This window comes from Lonsdalea britannica (genome assembly GCF_003515985.1).
Taxonomy (GTDB): domain Bacteria; phylum Pseudomonadota; class Gammaproteobacteria; order Enterobacterales; family Enterobacteriaceae; genus Lonsdalea; species Lonsdalea britannica.
On the sequence record NZ_CP023009.1, the window covers coordinates 1,787,152 to 1,807,042 of the forward strand.

Sequence of the window (19,891 nt, forward strand, 5' to 3'; positions counted from 1 at the left end):
TTTTAGGGGAAAGCCTAAGGGCGGTAGCGTGCCTAAAATTCATGGATCGTCGGCTTCATAGCCTTGCAATCGCTAAGGTTAGTCATTTCTTTTTGGGATTTCTTACTATGAAAATATTGGTTACAGGCGGTGCAGGCTTTATCGGTTCTGCCGTCGTTCGCCACATCATCAGCAACACCTCCGATGCCGTGGTTAATGTCGATAAGCTGACCTACGCTGGGAATCTGGAATCGTTATCAGACGTTGAAGATCACGAGCGTTATGTCTTTGTTCAAGCGGATATCTGCGATCGCGCCGCGCTGGACGATATTTTTCAGACCCACCGCCCTGATGCGGTCATGCACCTGGCGGCAGAATCGCACGTTGACCGCTCTATCGACGGTCCGGCGGCGTTCATTGAAACGAACATCGTCGGGACGTACACGCTGCTTGAAGCTGCCCGCGCTTACTGGCTGTCGCTCGACGAAGCGAAAAAATCTCGTTTCCGTTTCCATCATATTTCTACCGATGAGGTGTATGGCGATCTGGAAGGCGTGGACGATCTGTTTACCGAAACGACGTCGTATGCGCCTAGCAGCCCATATTCCGCCTCGAAGGCTTCCAGCGATCATTTGGTGCGGGCCTGGCAGCGGACCTACGGCTTCCCGACTATCGTCACGAATTGTTCCAACAACTACGGTCCCTATCACTTCCCAGAGAAACTCATCCCGCTGATGATTCTCAACGCCTTGGAAGGCAAACCGCTGCCAGTTTATGGCAACGGTATGCAGATCCGTGACTGGCTGTTTGTGGAAGACCATGCCCGAGCGCTTTACACCGTCGTGACCACCGGTGAAGTAGGGGAGACCTACAACATCGGGGGCCATAACGAGAAAGCCAACATCGACGTGGTGAAGACTATCTGCGCCCTGTTGGAAGAACGCGTGCCGAACAAACCGGATGGCATCAAGCAGTATCAGGACCTGATTACCTATGTGAAAGATCGGCCGGGTCATGACGTTCGCTACGCCATTGACGCAAGCAAAATCGCGCGCGAACTGGGCTGGAAGCCGCAGGAAACATTCGAGTCCGGAATTCGTAAAACGGTGGAGTGGTATCTGACTCATCGGGAGTGGTGGAGCCGCGTTCAGGATGGCTCTTATGCGCGTGAGCGCTTGGGTATGGGAGAGGCATCATGAAAGGTATTATTCTGGCCGGCGGGTCCGGCACGCGTCTTTACCCCCTGACGCGCGGTGTGTCGAAGCAGCTGCTACCGGTGTATAACAAGCCGATGATCTACTATCCGCTCTCCACGCTGATGCTGGCGGGCATTCGGGAAATCCTGATTATCACGACGCCGGAAGATAACGAGGCCTTCCGCCGCCTGCTGGGCGACGGCTCCAATTTTGGCATCCACATCGACTATGCGGTCCAGCCGAGTCCGGACGGCCTGGCACAGGCGTTCATCATCGGTGAATCCTTTATCGGAGATGATCGTTGTAGCTTGGTGCTGGGCGACAATATCTTCTACGGTCAATCTTTCAGCCGCATGTTGGCGAATGCCGCGGCTAAAGAACATGGCGCGACCGTGTTCGGCTATCAGGTAAAAGACCCTGAGCGTTTCGGCGTGGTGGAGTTCGATAAGAATATGAAAGCCGTTTCCATCGAAGAAAAACCGACTCAGCCTAAATCTAACTACGCCATTACCGGGCTCTATTTCTACGACAACCGTGTGGTGGATTTCGCCAAGCAGGTCAAGCCTTCCCATCGCGGCGAGCTGGAAATCACCTCGATTAACCAGATGTATCTCGAGGATGACTCGCTGAATGTCGAGCTGTTCGGGCGCGGTTTCGCATGGCTGGATACGGGAACGCATGAAAGCCTGCACGACGCATCGTCCTTTGTGCAGACTATCGAGAATGTGCAGGGCCTGCAGGTGGCCTGTCTGGAAGAGATTGCATGGCGCAACGGTTGGCTTTCCAATCAGCAGCTGGCGACGTTGGCGGACCCGATGATGAAAAATCAGTACGGTCGCTACCTCATGAACCTACTTAACTGACCGGATATTCAGGAGCCAGAATGAAAGTTTTGATTACCGGCAGTCGGGGACAGGTAGGGCAGAGCCTGGTCGCTCAGCTAGAGGGTAAGGCCGAGCTGTTGGCCGTCGACCGCGAAGAACTGGACATTACCGACCAATATGCCGTCATGCGTAAAGTGGAACAGTTTCAACCGGACTACATTATCAACGCCGCAGCACATACGGCAGTGGATAAGGCTGAGGATGAAATCGCGCCGTCCTATACCATCAACCGCGATGGCCCAGCCTATTTGGCTGAGGCCGCGAAACATGTCGGCGCTGTAATACTGCATATCTCCACCGACTATGTTTTCGATGGTGAAAGCGACCAGATTTACAGTGAAGAGATGCCCGTAGGGCCGCAAGGGATCTATGGCAAAAGCAAACTCGCGGGGGAGTATGCGGTGGCTGAACTGGCCGATCGCTATTTGATCCTGCGTACCGCGTGGGTGTTTGGCGAACATGGCAATAATTTCGTCAAGACGATGCTGCGTCTGGGCGAAACGCGCGATGCGCTCAGCATCGTGGGCGATCAGGTCGGCGGTCCGACTTACGCAGGGGATATTGCCGCGGCGTTGATTCGTATGGTGGAATTTATTGAAGCTGGCAATACGCCTGAGTGGGGCGTATACCACTTCTCCGGTATGCCGTACGTCAGTTGGTTCGAGTTCGCGCAGGCTATTTTCGAGCAGGCGGGCAAGGCGGCATTACTCCCGGCCCTGCCAACATTGTCCTCTATTTCGACTTCCGACTATCCTACTCGCGCCCAACGCCCGGCCAACTCCCGACTCAATTGTAAGAAGATCCAGCGACAGTTTGGTATTGTCCCCAGCGACTGGCAGTCCGCCCTCAACAACATTCAAGCGTATAAGTGATCTTATGAAAATAATCGATACGGCTATACCTGATGTGAAAATTATTGAGCCCGCGGTATTCGGTGATGAGCGGGGATTCTTCATGGAAACCTGGCAGCAGAAAAAATTCGAAGATCTGGTCGCCAAACGGCCTTGCCCATTTGTGCAGGACAACCATTCCAAGTCCAAACAGGGCATCCTGCGCGGATTGCATTATCAGACGGAGAATACGCAAGGTAAGTTGGTTCGTGTGGTGTCAGGGGAAGTGTTTGATGTCGCGGTCGATATCCGTAAAGACTCGCCGACGTTTGGCCAATGGGTCGGCACTTTGCTTTCCGCTGAAAACAAACGCCAACTCTGGGTGCCGGAAGGATTTGCGCATGGATTCTATGTGACTAGCGAGGAAGCTGAATTCGTCTATAAATGCACCGATTACTACAACCCTGCCGCGGAACATTCCATTTTGTGGAATGACAGCGCTATTGGTATCGACTGGCCAATCCAGAATGGGAATGTCGTGTTGTCCGCAAAAGATGAACAGGCGAAAACGCTCAAGGAAAACGTTCTGCTGTAGAGTTTGTGATTAAGTTGTTTTTATATCGTTGTTTTGACGTGAAATTGTTGTGTGGATATAGGGTTGAAGAGCCTTAATCTCTCTTCATATTGTACTGTTCGTGCACTGTGTCGCGAGGTTAAGCTATAAGTGTTTATTTATTGATAAAACAGGATCCAATAATGTCTTTCGACGTTGTCGGTCTCGGATAGTAGTGACTATGCTTGTTGATACGATCTTTCCCTGTTCGCGCAGGGCGTTGCGCCAATCCAAAGAGCAAAGGTTGGAATCTGCGCGGAGAAAGATCAATGAGAGTAGAAAGCGTGTTTGATTATTTTCTGCATAAAATTATATAAATAATTCCAAGATATATAAAAGGTTACAACGCAAAATGCTACTTCCAGTGATTATGGCCGGTGGAACCGGAAGCCGTTTATGGCCACTTTCTCGTGAACTTTACCCCAAACAATTCATTTGCCTGCATGGGAAAAACTCCATGCTGCAGGAGACGGTAAATCGTCTCGATGGCATCCAAACGCGCGACCCGATGGTTATCTGCAACGAGGAACATCGATTCCTGGTTGCAGAGCAGTTGCGGCAAATCAACAAGCTCTCCAGCAACATTATCCTGGAACCTGTGGGCCGTAATACGGCTCCAGCGATTGCGCTGGCAGCGCTGAATGCGGTTTCTGCAGGCGATAATCCCATCCTGCTGGTCCTTGCCGCAGACCATATTATGGAAAATGAAGCCGCCTTTCATACGGCGGTTGAAAATGCGATTCCTCATGCTAAAGCAGGCAGTTTGGTCACCTTTGGCATTATCCCTACGGGCCCAGAGACGGGCTATGGCTATATTCACCGTGGCGAACAGGTGTCGGGTGACGAAAATGCGCCTTTCCGCGTGCAGCGCTTTGTAGAGAAACCGGACCTCAAAACTGCGGAAGACTATCTGCGGTGCGGCGAATACTACTGGAATAGCGGCATGTTTATGTTCCATGCCAAGCGCTATTTACAGGAACTGGAGAAGTTCCGGCCTGATATTCTGGAAGCCTGTCAGGCTGCAATCTCCAGCGTAGATAAACAAAGCGACTTCATCAAAATCGACAAAGACTGCTTCATGAACTGCCCGGACGAGTCCGTGGATTATGCGGTCATGGAGAAGACGGATGATGCCGTGGTTATCCCGTTGGATGCCGGCTGGAGTGATGTCGGCTCTTGGTCTGCGCTGTGGGAAGTCAATGAAAAAGACGAACAGGGCAACTCCCTTCAAGGGGATACCTTCCTGCACAACACACAGGATTGTTACATCAATACCGACGATCAGCTGGTGGCCGCCATTGGCGTGGACAACCTGGTTATTGTCAATACAAAAGATGCCGTATTGGTTGCCAATAAAAACGAAGTTCAGGACGTTAAACGCGTCGTGGAGTTTCTGAAGGCGAATAGCCGTAGTGAATATCGTCGCCACCGCGAAACTTACTGGCCTTGGGGGCGTTGCGATCTGGTGGTTCAGAGCGACCGTTTTAACGTTAATCGCATTACGGTCAAACCCGGCGAGTCCTTCCCGCTGCAGATGCACTACCACCGCACGGAGCACTGGGTCATTCTTTCGGGAACGGCAAAAGTGACTATCCAAGATAAAACGCTGCTGTTAACGGAAAACCAATCGACCTTTATTCCTATTGGTTCACAACATACGCTTGAAAACCCAGGCAAAATACCACTGGAACTCCTTGAGATTCAATCCGGTTCCTACTTGGGCGACGATGACTTTATTGATGTAGCCAATAACCAGTAACTGAAACGTTTAGAAGGGATTTATGTCAGCATTAACGTGTTTCAAAGCTTACGATATTCGCGGTGAATTAGGTCAGGAGCTGAATGAAGATATCGCCTATCGCATCGGCAGAGCCTATGGTGAGTTTTTAAAACCAAAGACCATTGCCGTGGGCGGTGATGTTCGTTTGACAAGCGAAACGCTGAAGCAGGCGTTGGCGCGAGGCCTGCAGGATGCGGGGACGGACGTACTGGATATTGGCATGAGCGGTACCGAAGAGATTTACTTCGCGACTTTTCATCTAGGTATTGATGGTGGTATTGAAGTCACTGCGAGTCATAACCCGATGAATTATAACGGTATGAAGCTGGTACGCGAAAACGCTAAACCGATTAGCGGCGATACTGGATTGCGTGATGTTCAGCGTCTCGCCGAAGCGAATGACTTTGCACCGGTCGACGAATCCAGACGTGGCAGTTACAAGCAGATTTCGGTTTTGAACGAGTATGTCGACCATCTGATGGAGTATGTCGACCTGGCCAACTTCACACGCCCGATGCAATTGGTGATTAACTCAGGCAATGGTGCTGCAGGCCATGTTATTGATGAAATTGAAAAGCGTTTCCAGCAGGCGGGAGCGCCGGTTAAATTCATCAAGGTTCACCACGAGGCTGACGGCACATTCCCTAATGGCATCCCTAATCCGTTGTTGCCGGAATGCCGTAAAGACACGGCTGATGCTGTACGTGAGCATGGCGCAGACATGGGCATCGCCTTTGATGGCGATTTTGATCGCTGCTTCTTGTTCGATGAACATGCTGAGTTTATCGAAGGTTACTACATCGTTGGCCTTCTGGCGGAAGCGTTCCTGCAAAAACAGCCGGGCGCCAAGATTATTCATGATCCGCGTTTGACCTGGAACACCATTGATGTGGTGAAAAAAGCCGGGGGATTCCGGTGATGTCGAAAACTGGGCATGCTTTCATTAAAGAGCGTATGCGCAAAGAAGATGCCATCTACGGCGGAGAAATGAGCGCCCATCACTATTTCCGTGATTTTGCCTACTGCGATAGCGGCATGATTCCGTGGCTGTTGGTCGCTGAGCTGGTGGCGGTTAAAGGTAAAACGCTGAGTCAACAGGTCGGGGACCGTCTGCTTGCTTACCCAGCTTCAGGGGAAATCAATCGCAAGCTGGAGAATGCAACCCAGAAGATTGCAAAAATCCGTGCTATTTATGAACCTGACGCTGCGAATGTTGATCTCACCGATGGTATCAGCATCGAATATCCTGAGTGGCGTTTTAACTTACGAACTTCAAATACAGAACCTGTCGTGCGTTTGAATGTTGAATCTAAGCAGGACGCTTCTGTAATGCACCGAAAAACGCATGAGATCCTTGATATTTTGGGTGGTGAATAATTCATGTTACGCGGTCTTATTAAGGCGATATCCCGTTATCGTGGCTTTATTCTTGATAGTATCAAACGGGACTTTCAGTCCCGTTATCAAAGTAGTTTTCTTGGGGCGCTATGGCTAATTTTTCAACCAATAGCGATGATCGCTGTTTATACGTTGATATTTTCTGAGCTGATGCGTGCGCGCATGTCTGACATGTCAGGCCCCTATGCCTACAGTATTTATCTTTGCTCAGGCGTATTAACATGGGGGTTGTTTTCAGAGACGTTGAATGGATTAGTCAATGTTTTTATTGCTAATGCTAATATATTGAAGAAACTTAGCTTTCCTAGAATCTGTCTCCCTATCATTGTCGCCAGCTCTGCTTTTATCAACTTCTTGATTATATTTTCGCTATTTTTATTATTTTTGGTTTTCTCGGGTAATTTCCCTGGGTGGATCTTTTTCAGCATTATTCCTCTACTGATAATACAAATGTTATTCTCCGTGGGGTTAGGCGTTCTGCTGGGTGTCATGAATGTTTTTGTCCGAGATATTGGTCAGTTTGTCAGTATATTGCTGCAATTTTGGTTTTGGTTTACACCAATAGTCTATGTCAGTTCAACCATTCCTGAATGGGCTCGCGATGCACTGAAATATAATCCGATGGCTAATTTGATTGAGGGCTACCAAAGTGTGATGCTCTACCACCGTGCGCCTGATTGGAATTCGCTTTGGCCGGTAACCTTGATTGCTGTTGTCTTATTTATACTTGGGTGGAAGATGTTTAAAAAACACTCGGCTGATATTGTGGATGAATTGTAATGACATGTATTTCAGTTAACCAACTTGGGAAGTGTTACAAATATTACGCCTCCAAGTGGCTTCGTTTACTTGAAAAGCTTCTTCCGGACTCATCAGTAAAGCATACGAAAAAATGGGTATTAAAAGATATCAACTTTTCTATCAAGGAAGGTGAGTCAGTTGGCATTGTTGGTGTCAATGGCGCAGGGAAAAGTACTTTATTAAAATTATTAACAGGTACTACTAAACCTACTGAAGGGGAGATAAAAGTTCAGGGGCGGATTGCCGCGCTTCTTGAGCTAGGTATGGGGTTTCATCCTGATTTTACGGGTCGCCAAAATGTTTACATGGCGGGTTTAATGATGGGGTTGAGCCGGGAAGAAATAACCAAATTAATGCCGGATATCGAAAGGTTTGCTGATATCGGTGATTATATTGAACAACCTGTGCGTATTTACTCCAGCGGTATGCAAATGCGGTTGGCATTCGCTGTTGCAACGGCATCGCGTCCGGACATATTGATCGTCGATGAAGCGCTTTCCGTCGGAGACACGCGTTTTCAGGCTAAATGTTATGCGAGAATTTCCGAGTTCAAAAAGCAAGGAACCACATTACTCCTGGTTTCCCATAGTGCGGGCGATATAGTAAAACATTGTGACAGAGCTATTTTTCTTAAAGATGGCACAGTGGCGATGGATGGAACAGCGCGAGATGTGACGAATCGGTATCTCGATGAACTTTTCGGTAAATCTGAAAAAAATTCTTCGGCTGAAAAAAATGATCAACAAGCTTCATCAGGTAGTGATTTGTTATTAAATAATAGCGAGGATGTGTTTCATACCCACCCGGGTTATCGTCCGGAAGAATACCGATGGGGACAAGGTGGGGCAAAAATAATTGACTATGATATTTTAGTCGATGAAACCCATTACCCCAGTAGCATTGAAAGTAATAAACTTACTGAATTTTACTTCAAGGTAAAATTCGAATATGACTTTGAAAATGTCGTTCCTGGCATATTAATAAAAACATTGGATGGAATATTTCTTTACGGAACAAACTCATTTTTGGCTTCTGAAGGTCGAAGTAATATGAGTGTCCAGCGAGGAGATATGCACATTTTCAAATTTAGCTTCCCCCTCAATTTAAATCAAGGAGACTACTTGCTCTCTTTTGGTATTTCTTCAGGAAGCGCTCAATCAGAAATGATTCCTCTGGATCGCCGATATGACTCTATTATTCTTCATGTGCATAAAGGCATGGAGTTTTGGGGTATTGTCGATTTGAAATCTAAATTTGAAAGTTATAATTGAAGGTATCATGAGTATGACTTTGCAAGATCTTGTATCGGCATTGCCAGAGGTTTATCAACCGATTTATGGTCATGCTGAATGGAACCAGGAAGCGTCGCGCGATTGTAATGAACGTTTGCTAATTATTAATAAGCAGTATGATGCTTTAGCTAAGACACTTGATCGCCCGTTGCGTGTATTAGATCTAGGTTGCGCACAAGGCTTTTTCAGTCTTAATTTAGCAAGTCGTGGTGCTACAGTAACTGGCATTGATTTTTTGCAAGAAAATATTGATGTATGCCAAGCATTGGCGCAAGAAAATTCAAGCTTAGACGTGACTTTCACTATTGGTAGAATTGAAGATACTATTCAGCATCTAAATCCTGATGACTACGATTTTGTCATTGGGTTAAGTGTTTTTCACCATATTGTTTATCAACATGGTATTCCTCAAGTCAAAGAATGGCTATTTAAGCTAGCTGAGAGTGTTAAGGTAACTGTTCTTGAATTAGCAGTAAAGGAAGAGCCTTTATATTGGGGAGAAGCTCAACCGGATGACCCAAGGGAACTGGTAGAACAGTGCCATTTTTATCATCAGGTAGCTAGCTTCCCTACTCATTTGTCTGATATATCTCGTCCAATGTATTTTGTCAGTAATAGTTATGTTGCATTAAGCGATTTTTGCCAACCTTTTTTGCAATGGTACGATAATCCCTATTCGGCAGACCGCAACATTCATAAAGGCAGTCGTCGTTATTATTTTTCAGACGAATATGTATGTAAAATATTTCAGCACAAATCTGTCAATGGCCAACTTACAGAGGTTGAGGGTGAACGTAACGCCGCCGAGTTAAAAGCTGAGGCCGAATTCTTAAGCTGTTCTTCATTGCCCAATATGACAACGCCTAAATTATTTCTCAGTGATGAAAATGAGGTTGAAAGTTGGTTGGTTATGGAGCGTTTACCAGGCAATTTATTGATGGAGCGCTTAAAAAATAGAGAGATCATTGATTATGAGTCTTTCTTTAGTCAAATATTAAAACAGCTTGTTGAATTAGAAAATATTGGTTTGTATCATGATGACGTGAGAAGTTGGAATATCATGATTTCAGATGATCAACAGGTCAATCTCATCGATTATGGTTCCATATCGAATGCTAAAAAAGATTGTGCATGGCCAGGGAACATTTTTCAGTCGTTTTTTATCTTAGTCAATGAAATATTTCTTCCCGAACAAGCTCGCACCGCTTTTATTCGACCTGTCATGATTAGCCCGTTTAAGCTTCCAAGATTGTACGCCAACTGGCTTTATGCATTTTGGAAGGTTCCTCAAGCTGAGTGGAGTTTCGGCCTGCTAAATGACTTGTTTCATGACAAAGAAAATCTACTCGAGTTTGATGAATTGGCTTCTGGCTCTGAGAGCTGGATTACTGCACAAGAACAAATGATGGTGTTTGAGCAGGAAAAATTGAAGGAGGTTGAGTCTAAACTTAATAACCTCATCAATGCCGTAACGCACTTGGATCATAGGTTCAGTACTGCACTGGAACATAGTAATCAGCAGCTGGACGTTTATCGTGATGAGTTAAAGAATAAACTTGTTTTGTTAAAACAGAGTGTTCCAGAACAAATTACGAGTTTAAACGAGCAATTAATAACCTCGCTGGATCAGGCAAAAAAAGAATTAGAGCAGCGATTACATTTGACTGAAAGAACCGTCGATAATCTCACCTCGGAAAATGCCGAATTACAGCAAATAGAGATCCGTATTAATAATTTAACCTCAAAAAATTTAGAGTTACAGCAATGTGAGTTACGTCGAATTGAGGAAGAGGTCCAAAGGTTGACATCAGAAAATATTGAGCTGCAGCGGTGCGAATTGCAAAGGATCGAGCAGCAATTAGAGAAGCTAGCCGCTGAAAATGCTTTGCTTCAAGAAGCAGAACGAAAAATAAATAAATTGACAGAAGAGAATGTTGTTTTACAACAGCAAACTCAGGCTATACTCTCAAGTCGATCTTGGCGTATGACGGCAGGTTATCGTTATATTGGGTTGCAGATCCACCTGCTACGGAAATTCGGTGTGACCCAACGCGGTAAACATTTAGTTAAAAGGGTTTTAAATAAAATATTTTCGTTCCTTCGCTCGCATCCTAGAATGAAAATATTTGCTATTAATCTTACGCATAGAACAGGTCTGTACCCCTATGCATTGAGAGTGTATCAACGACTAAATCCTGCTCATAGAGCATGTCAACAAGACATCATACAGCAACATTCACATTTGGAACGTCAACTGGAAGTTCGAGACGATCTCCCTCCCGAAGTGAATGAGATCTACCAAAAAATAAAAAAATAAATTTTGATGGAGAAAAACAACGTGCATATTCTTATTGACCTACAAAGTTGCCAGACAGAGAGTAGGTTACGAGGGATTGGTCGCTATTCCTTGATGCTAGCAAAATCAATTATCAATAATGCCTCTGGACATAAAGTTAGCCTATTATTGAGTGGTCTCTATCCTAATGATCTAACGAATACAGTTAAAAAAGAATTCTTACATTTAGTTGCAGAGAAAGATATATATACGTTTTCAGCTTATGGGCCAACGGCTCAAGTCGACCATGGCAATAAAGGGCGAACTCGAGCTGCAGAAATATGCCGTGAGTTAGCTATCGCTAACATTAATCCTGATGTCGTATGCAACATGGGGTTCACTGAGGGATATCATGGCGATTACATCGTATCCTATCCAGATACCCCAACTTCGATTCGTCATTTCACTATTATTTACGATCTCATTCCATTTATATATCCAGATAGGTATCTAACTTCTGTTGATTATAAACAATTCTACATGGGGTTGTTGGAAAAACTGCCAAAAGCCGATGGTTTGTTAGCTATTTCCGAATCGGCTGCAAGTGAGGTTAAAACACATACGCAGGTAGATCATAGCAAAGTCACTAACATATCTTCTGCGTCGAGTTCGAACTTTAGAGTTGTAAATATTTCTGAAGAAAATAGAAAATCTCTTTGGGAAAAATACCATATTCCTTCAGAATTTATCATGACGATTGGTATCGTAGAGTCTCGTAAAAATATCGAGGCTTTGATCCAGGCTTATTCTTCATTGCCTGCTGATCTTAAGGAAAAATACGTTCTTTTGCTCGCGTGTCAAATCAAACCTCATGACAAAGAACATCTATTAGGAATAGCTGCGAAATACGATCTTCCTGAGCATCATATTGTCTTTACAGGGTTTATTCCTGATGATGAGCTTGTTGGGCTTTATAATACTTGTAAGTTATTTGTTTTCCCCTCCATTCATGAAGGGTTCGGTTTACCGCCACTTGAAGCCATGAGCTGCGGTGCTGCTACGATTGCATCTAATACCAGCAGTCTCCCTGAAGTTATGGGGTGGCCTGAGTCTATGTTTGATCCTCGAGATGTTGGCGATATGACTCGGCTGATGATGCGTGCTTTGACGGATAGCAAGTTCTACCAGGCACTTCGTGAAAATGCATTATGTCAGGCCAAAGAGTTTTCATGGGACAAGACGGCGCGAATAGCGCTACAGGCTTTTGAAAAAAGCGTGTCAAACTGTCAAGTAGAGCGCCAGCAAGTTACCCCTGAAAATACTTACCAGCAGGCATTAGCTAGTGTCCGTGAACTCTCGAATGAAGAGTTGAACGAGGTCGATCGACTGGGGGTTGCCTGGGCGATGGCTCGGAACTGCTACCAAAGCCACCATAAAGAGCTTTTGGTCGATATATCGGTTCTGGTCGAGGTGGATGCGGCTACAGGCATTCAACGAGTGGTACGAAGTGTATTATCGAACCTGCTTCAGCTAGATATTCCAGGTTATCGTATCAGGCCTGTTTACTGCACTTACGGCGGAGTATTCCGCTATGCCAATACCTTCATCGCAGAGAAATTTGGTATTAACAATGAAGAAGGTGATGTCCCGGTTCTGTTTGCAAAGGATGATATCCTCTTGGGCTTGGATCTTACGGCTCACTTGTTCCCATTCCTTGCTAGGCAGTTGGAAGATGCGCGGAAAGCCGGTGCTCGAGTTTATTATGTTGTTTACGATATTATTCCTTTATTGAATCCCCAATGGTGCTCTGAAGGGATTCAAGCCGCGTTTCCCGTATGGCTTGAATCGCTAGCTGGCCACACTGATGGTTTAGTCTGCATTTCAAAAAGCGTGGCTAATGAGGTGAAACAATGGCTGTTCGAGCATGCCGATGAATACACCATCAATCCCTACCTGGAAATTAAACATTTTCATTTAGGCGCGGATCTTTCCGCCAGCCTCCCTTCGATGGGCCGGCCGGCTGATTCTGACGAAATTTTGTCAAAAATTAGGAAGAGAACAACCTTTCTGATGGTGAGTACTATCGAGCCACGCAAAGGTCATGCCCAAGTCATTGCCGCTTTTGACAAGCTTTGGGAACTTGGCGTTGACTGTAATCTTGTCATTGTTGGTAAAAAAGGGTGGGACATTGACGCCCTAATTAATAAAATAACGGGCCATCATCAGCTCAATGAGAAACTTTTTTGGCTGAATGGGATTAGCGATGAATTTTTGACCGATATTTATGCTAATGCTCAGGCACTGATTGTTGCGTCACTGGCTGAGGGCTTCGGATTACCCGTTATCGAAGCTGCTCAGAACGGTTTGCCGATCATTTCTCGAGACATTCCCGTGTTAAGAGAAGTTGCTGCCGAAAATGCCCTTTATTTTCGTGGTGATGAGCCAGAAGATATCGTTGTGGCGATACAAGAATGGATGAAGATGGATAAGAACGGCACGACGATTCAGTCGAAGGCTATTCCTTGGCTTACGTGGAAAGAAAGTACTCTACAATTGCTGGAACAACTTCCCATTGCTAAATTAAAATAATTTTTAATATATAGGATTGAGTATGAAAACTGCAGTAATTACCGGTATCACAGGCCAAGACGGCGCTTATCTTGCTGAGCTGCTGCTGGATAAAGGTTATGTAGTATACGGAACTTACCGTCGCACCAGTTCAGTTAACTTTTGGCGTATCGAAGAACTGGGGATTGATAAAAATCCTAATTTACATCTGGTCGAATATGATCTGACCGATCTCTCGGCCAGCATTCGTTTGCTGCAGCAAACCAAAGCTACAGAGGTTTATAACCTGGCAGCCCAAAGTTTTGTTGGTGTTTCGTTTGAACAGCCACTGACAACTGCCGAAATCACGGGTATTGGTCCAGTCAACTTACTCGAAGCCATTCGTATCGTTAATCCAAAGATTCGATTCTATCAGGCTTCCACTTCAGAAATGTTTGGTAAGGTTCAGGCTATTCCTCAGAAAGAAGATACGCCTTTTTACCCTCGTAGTCCTTATGGTGTCGCCAAGTTGTATGCACACTGGATGACGATTAACTACCGCGAAAGTTATGACATCTTTGCGTCCAGCGGGATTCTGTTCAATCACGAATCTCCTTTGAGAGGACGTGAGTTCGTGACGCGCAAAATCACTGACTCTGTTGCCAAAATCAAATTGGGTAAACTGGATGTCTTAGAACTCGGCAACATGGACGCTAAACGCGATTGGGGCTTTGCCAAAGAGTATGTCGAAGGGATGTGGCGTATGCTGCAAGCTGACAAACCGGATACATTTGTTCTCGCCACTAATCGTACCGAGACAGTGCGTGATTTTGTTGAAATGGCGTTCAAAGCCGCGGGTTATACTTTGCGCTTCGAAGGGAAGGATGAAAACGAGATTGGTGTGGATGTTGCTACTGGTAAAACACTGGTTCGCGTTAATCCTAAATATTTCCGTCCTGCGGAAGTTGAGCTATTGATTGGTAACCCTGAGCGCGCAAAAGAAGTGTTAGGTTGGGAGCCGAAAACGTCTCTGGAAGAGTTATGCCAAATGATGGTTGAGGAAGATCTGCGCCGTAATCAGCAAGGGTTTTCTTTCTGATGTTTGGTACTGGCAAACGTGCCCTGATTACCGGGATCAATGGGTTCACTGGCCAGTACATGGCAGCGGAGTTATCCGCTGCCGGATTCCGGGTATTCGGCATTGGTTCCATGCCATCGGAAGAAGCCGATTACTATCAGGTAGATTTGCTTGATCTCGATGCTTTAAGCAACGCCATTGACCAGATCGCGCCTGATGTAGTAGTGCATCTTGCTGCTATCGCATTTGTGGGGCATGGGGACGTTAATGCATTCTATAACGTTAACCTGTTGGGAACGCGAAATTTACTCCAGGCTTTGCATTCGTCGGGCCGTCAATTCGATGCAATATTGCTTGCCAGCAGTGCTAACGTGTATGGCAATAGCACTGAAGGGACGCTCAGTGAGAATACGCAGGTTAATCCAGCCAATGACTACGCTGTCAGTAAATTAGCCATGGAATATATGGCAAGTTTATGGGTGGATAAATTACCTATTATCATCGCTCGTCCATTTAACTATACCGGAGTGGGGCAGGCAGATAATTTTCTCTTGCCGAAAATCGTTAAGCATTTTAAACAACGAGCATCCACTTTAGAACTTGGCAATATTGATGTGTGGCGTGATTTTACGGACGTACGTGCGCTGTGCCGTGCCTATTTAGGGTTGTTAGAGAGCAAACCCGTAGGAGAAACGGTTAATGTTTGCTCTGGGAAAGTCTATTCGATCCGTGACGTCATCAATCTGTGCGAAAAAATAACGAGTCACACTTTAACGATTTCAGTTAATCCCGCCTTTGTTAGGGCAAATGAAGTTAAAACACTTTGTGGGGATGCCACCAAATTACGTTCGATCATTGGTGCATGGGATACACCGGCCCTTGAAGAAACTCTACGTTGGATGCTGGAAAGCGAATAAATGAAAGTCATATTTGGTACGGATTCGATTAGGTACCCATTAACTGGAATTGGTCGATATGCTTACGAATTAGCGACTTGTTTAGAAAAAAGCTCAGAGATTTCTGAGCTTTTCTTTCTTCGAGGGCGGACATTATCTCATCATATTCCTGTTGCCAAAGAAACAATATCATCAGGGTTTAGCCTTCGTCGAGTCTTGCTGAAGAGTCGATTAGTTTCAGAGATCTACCGTCATACGGTGCCTTCTCTAAAATCACAAATACTCAAGAAGCATCCGGATGCGATCTACCATAGCCCAAACTTTTATTTGCCTCCCAAAGTGGGCCCCAGTGTGGCGACGTTTCACGATCTTTCCATTTTTACGTGGCCTCAATGCCATCCGAAAGCTCGTATTCGATTTATGCAAAAAGAATTGCTGTTAACGATAAAAAGAGCGGATATTCTAATTACTGACTCAGATTTTACGCGTAAGGAACTCGCGGATTATTTCAATTTTCCTTTGGATAGAGTTTACTCGGCTCATTTGGCCAGTAGTGGAGACTTTTATCCACGAGAGTCACAAGCTATCACGACAGTGATTGGAGAATATGGGCTCAGTGAGGGCAACTATTGCCTATTCACTGGCTCTATAGAGCCACGTAAGAATATTGAAACGCTTCTTGATGCCTATGAAAGACTGCCAATTTCATTGCGACGGAGCTATCCACTGGTTGTCTGTGGCTTTAAGGGTTGGAGCAGTGATGCATTGCATCAACGTTTCGAGCAGGGGCAACGTGCAGGGTGGCTACACTATTTAGGCTATATGAAGTCTGTTGATCTCCCCTACTTATTTGCAGGCGCGCGTAGTTTTATTTTTCCTTCTCTTTATGAAGGATTCGGTTTACCGGTGCTAGAGGCTATGGCCTCAGGTGTGCCAGTGGTCTGTTCAAATAGTTCATCTCTCCCTGAAGTGGTTGGCAATTGTGCATTAATGTGCGACCCCATGGATGTAGAATCACTGACTAAGTTAATTCAAAAAAGTATCGAAGATGATATGTGGCGCGATCAGGCTAAATCAGATGGTTTAACACGCGCTGCGCTGTTCTCATGGCAACGTTGTGCACAAAAGACGATTCAGGCTTACCAGAAAATTTGAGATTTCCTATGTTGAAAGTTTTGCACTTTTATAAAACCTATTATCCGGATACATTCGGAGGAGTAGAACAGGTAATTTTTCAATTGAGTGAAGCCGTCAATGGGCATGATATTGCGGTAACAACACTGACTTTAAGCCCCCGCGGTAACATCGATGATGGAAAGGTGGGTTCTCATTCATCCTACTATTCAAAAACAAGTTTTGAAATCGCATCTACGCCATTTTCTTTCAATGCCATAAAGAAGTTTAGAGAATTAGCCAGACAGGCTGATATTATTCATTATCATTTCCCTTATCCATTTATGGATATTCTGTATTTTATTTCAGGTGTCAAAAAACCCAGTATAGTCAGTTACCATTCTGATATCGTAAAACAGAAGAGCGCATTAAAAATTTATACGCCGCTAATGAATAAATTTTTAAGTTCTGTTGATTATATTGTTGCTTCATCTCCAAATTATCTGGCGTCTAGTTCTACATTGCAAAAGTTTTCATCTAAGGTAAAAGTAATACCTTATGGATTAGACAGAAAACTATATCAACCCGTCAATACCGAACGATTGGATTATTGGCGAGATCGACTCGGCGAACGCTTCTTTCTCTTTGTTGGCGCTTTTCGATATTATAAAGGACTGGATGTGCTTTTAAATGCAATGGAAGGAAAAAACTATCCATTGGCTATCGTCGGAATTGGCTCATTGGAATCCGAACTTAAACAGCAAGCCAATAATTTGGGGCTAACGAATACACATTTTCTTGGGTTACTGTCAGAAGAAGATAAAATTGCACTACTACAACTCTGTTGTGCCGTTGTATTTCCCTCTCACCTTCGTTCTGAAGCCTTTGGTATTACGCTGCTTGAGGGCGCTATGTATGGCAAACCTCTTATTTCGTGCGAGATTGGTACAGGCACAACATATATAAATATTGATGATGAAACTGGAATTGTCGTTCCTCCAGAAGATTCAGATGCGCTAAAAAAGGCAATGGTTACTCTTTGGGACAATCCTTCGTTAGCAAAAGAGTATGGCGAAAATGCGTTAGCGCGCTTTAATCGTTTATTCACCTCCGAGAGAATGGGGCAAAGTTACATAGATCTTTACCACGAGGTGATGGACAATAGAAACGTTTCTGACAGTGCTAGATGAATAGGTAATCCTATGTTCTCTGTCATCAGCCCCCAAAAAGCTATTGGGGGAGTATTTTTTTATCTAGTTCTTTATGGCGCACTTTTTACATAGCCTGTCGGCGCTTCTAGTAAAATTTTCTTAACCCCTTCGACATCAAAATGGTGACATGCGAAATCTAATACTTTTAGCAAAACCTCCATTTCCTTCCAGCTCAACTTGTCTTCCAAGGCTGTCATGATTTTTGGATGGGAAGTGCCCTCCACATTTTCACTAATCAGTAGCTCTTCAAAGAGTTTCTCACCCGGGCGCAACCCGGTAAATTTGATAGGGATATCGCCTTCTTCTCCTGAGCCTTCGATATACTCTTTCATTCCCATCAAATGAATCATTCGGCGCGCCAGGTCGAGAATTTTTACCGCTTCTCCCATATCGAGCACGAAAACTTGACCGTTATTACCCATAGCCCCTGCCTGGATCACCAGTTGGGCGGCTTCGGGAATCAGCATGAAATAGCGGATAATATCCGGATGTGTGACGGTCACTGGACCGCCCTGGCGGATTTGTTTTTTGAATAATGGAACTACGGATCCCGACGATCCCAGTACGTTGCCGAAGCGCACCATGGTGAATATGGTCTGACTATGTTTATCCGCTAGCGCTTGTAGGACCAGCTCAGCTAAGCGTTTGCTCGCCCCCATAATATTGGTGGGGCGCACTGCTTTATCTGTAGAAATGAGGGTGAAACTGTTGACGCCCGCCTCAATAGCGGCCTCAGCACAGGCGAGTGTGCCAAACACATTATTGCGGATGCCTTCAATGACATTGTCTTCGACCAATGGCACATGTTTGTATGCCGCAGCGTGATAGACCGTTTCTACCCGATTATCTTGCATCACCCTGAGTAAGCGGTTTTGTTTTTGAATGGAGCCGAGGGTGGTGACGATGCGTGTTTCCAGCCTCAAACGCTGCTTGATGCTCTGTAACTCCTGATCGATGGTATAGAGGTTATATTCGTTTAGCTCAAACAACACCAGCGTACGGGGTTTAAGCGCGATAATCTGGCGACAGAGTTCTGATCCGATAGAGCCGCCGGCTCCGCTGACCATAACGGATTTGCCAAAAATATTTTTCGTCAGCAGTGTTAGATCTGGGTCTACGGGCGCACGTCCTAATAGGTCTGCCACCTCTAGATCTCGGACTTCGGTTGCTTGGGCTCGACCTGCGACGATATCTTCCATGGAGGGCACAGACTGCACTTCGATAGGCCAGTGAGACAGTTTCTCCAACAGTCTCAGTCGCAATCCTCGCTTAATATTATTGATGGCTAACAGTAATTTGACCGGTTGATACAACTTTTGCAGCGTATCAAATTCACCACTGTAGTGGACGCGAATACCACAGATTATTTGGCCTGCTTTGCGTTCATCATCATCCAGGATCACGACTGGATGGAATTCATCACCTTGCGTTAAGGCATAGGCAAGATCTCGCCCAGTCGCTCCGGCACCGTAGATAAAGACATTGGGCTTTTGGCGTTTGTAATAGTGATAGTAGAAGCTACGAATAAAAACGCGTGGGCTACCCAACGTCAGAATGGCCAGACCCGCATAGATAAAGGGTACGCTGCGCGGCACAAATGACTGGAAGAAAAAGCTACTCAGGGCGAGGGTCAAGGTCGATAAAATCACCGCGAAAAACACGTTGCCCAACGCCGGTAGCATCATATAGCGCAGTACGGCGCGATACATGCCGCAGCGAATAAAGACCGCAATGGTGATCACCAGCGTCACCAGCAGGCTGGCTATCTCTGATAAGCCAACATGAAAAGTGTAGGTGCCCAGGCGAAAAGCGACCGCCAGATAGAGCGAAAATATAATCGCGGCCACATCATACAGAACGGTAACGATACGTTTGTTTTTTCTTGGCGCGTTAAGCAAAGCATGAATGGGGTTAAACATCTAAAGCCTGGATGTCAGATGATGGAAATGGGTTTTGTTGTTACTATTCTCAATCATTGTAGACACCCGATTTTTTATT

General features: G+C 45.4%; 14 protein-coding genes and 1 pseudogene. 14 read left to right on the forward strand and 1 reads right to left on the reverse strand.

Annotated features, from left to right (window positions below):
- Positions 1-107: 107 nt before the first annotated feature.
- The 14 genes and pseudogenes from rfbB (at position 108) to CKQ53_RS08405 (ending at position 17,872) form a co-directional block, all read left to right on the forward strand.
- Complete coding sequence (gene rfbB / locus CKQ53_RS08340) at positions 108-1,178, forward strand: dTDP-glucose 4,6-dehydratase (protein ID WP_118894879.1); 1,071 nt, start codon at positions 108-110, stop codon at positions 1,176-1,178.
- Positions 1,175-2,038, forward strand: coding sequence for a glucose-1-phosphate thymidylyltransferase RfbA (rfbA, locus tag CKQ53_RS08345; RefSeq protein ID WP_094117839.1), 864 nt, complete (start codon positions 1,175-1,177; stop codon positions 2,036-2,038). The genes rfbB and rfbA overlap by 4 nt, the downstream gene beginning before the upstream one ends.
- A 20-nt stretch (positions 2,039-2,058) precedes the next feature.
- Positions 2,059-2,931 carry a dTDP-4-dehydrorhamnose reductase gene (gene rfbD / locus CKQ53_RS08350; RefSeq protein ID WP_094117838.1) on the forward strand — a complete coding sequence of 291 codons (873 nt, stop codon included), beginning with the start codon at positions 2,059-2,061 and terminating at the stop codon, positions 2,929-2,931.
- 4 nt (positions 2,932-2,935) lie between these two features.
- Positions 2,936-3,484: a dTDP-4-dehydrorhamnose 3,5-epimerase gene (gene rfbC, locus CKQ53_RS08355; RefSeq protein ID WP_094117837.1), complete on the forward strand. Its 549-nt coding sequence runs from the start codon at positions 2,936-2,938 to the stop codon at positions 3,482-3,484.
- Between the two features lie 370 nt (positions 3,485-3,854).
- Positions 3,855-5,261 carry a mannose-1-phosphate guanylyltransferase/mannose-6-phosphate isomerase gene (locus CKQ53_RS08360; RefSeq protein ID WP_094117836.1) on the forward strand — a complete coding sequence of 469 codons (1,407 nt, stop codon included), beginning with the start codon at positions 3,855-3,857 and terminating at the stop codon, positions 5,259-5,261.
- Between the two features lie 22 nt (positions 5,262-5,283).
- Positions 5,284-6,659: pseudogene (cpsG, locus tag CKQ53_RS08365) on the forward strand (phosphomannomutase CpsG).
- Between the two features lie 3 nt (positions 6,660-6,662).
- Positions 6,663-7,460 (forward strand): ABC transporter permease, encoded by a 798-nt coding sequence (locus tag CKQ53_RS08370; protein WP_094117834.1) that lies wholly within the window; start codon positions 6,663-6,665, stop codon positions 7,458-7,460.
- Positions 7,460-8,752 carry an ABC transporter ATP-binding protein gene (locus CKQ53_RS08375; protein WP_094117833.1) on the forward strand — a complete coding sequence of 431 codons (1,293 nt, stop codon included), beginning with the start codon at positions 7,460-7,462 and terminating at the stop codon, positions 8,750-8,752. Before CKQ53_RS08370 ends, CKQ53_RS08375 begins: the two co-directional genes overlap by 1 nt.
- A 13-nt stretch (positions 8,753-8,765) precedes the next feature.
- Entirely contained in the window at positions 8,766-11,090 is a 2,325-nt protein-coding gene (locus CKQ53_RS08380) for a methyltransferase domain-containing protein (protein WP_162896334.1), read from the forward strand.
- Positions 11,091-11,096: 6 nt separating this feature from the next.
- Positions 11,097-13,637 carry a glycosyltransferase family 4 protein gene (locus CKQ53_RS08385; protein WP_244201022.1) on the forward strand — a complete coding sequence of 847 codons (2,541 nt, stop codon included), beginning with the start codon at positions 11,097-11,099 and terminating at the stop codon, positions 13,635-13,637.
- Between the two features lie 22 nt (positions 13,638-13,659).
- A complete protein-coding gene (gene gmd, locus CKQ53_RS08390; protein WP_094117831.1) occupies positions 13,660-14,694 on the forward strand; it encodes a GDP-mannose 4,6-dehydratase in 1,035 nt (344 codons plus the stop codon).
- On the forward strand, positions 14,694-15,590 hold the full coding sequence (locus CKQ53_RS08395) for a GDP-mannose 4,6-dehydratase (protein ID WP_118894881.1): 897 nt from the start codon (positions 14,694-14,696) through the stop codon (positions 15,588-15,590). The genes gmd and CKQ53_RS08395 overlap by 1 nt, the downstream gene beginning before the upstream one ends.
- A complete protein-coding gene (locus CKQ53_RS08400; protein ID WP_094117829.1) occupies positions 15,591-16,724 on the forward strand; it encodes a glycosyltransferase family 4 protein in 1,134 nt (377 codons plus the stop codon).
- Positions 16,725-16,732: 8 nt separating this feature from the next.
- On the forward strand, positions 16,733-17,872 hold the full coding sequence (locus CKQ53_RS08405) for a glycosyltransferase family 4 protein (RefSeq protein ID WP_094117828.1): 1,140 nt from the start codon (positions 16,733-16,735) through the stop codon (positions 17,870-17,872).
- Between the two features lie 71 nt (positions 17,873-17,943).
- Here the strand turns inward: CKQ53_RS08405 and CKQ53_RS08410 are convergent, their stop codons facing one another.
- Positions 17,944-19,812, reverse strand: a complete 1,869-nt coding sequence (locus CKQ53_RS08410; RefSeq protein ID WP_118894883.1) for a polysaccharide biosynthesis protein — start codon at positions 19,810-19,812, stop codon at positions 17,944-17,946.
- Positions 19,813-19,891 lie beyond the last annotated feature (79 nt).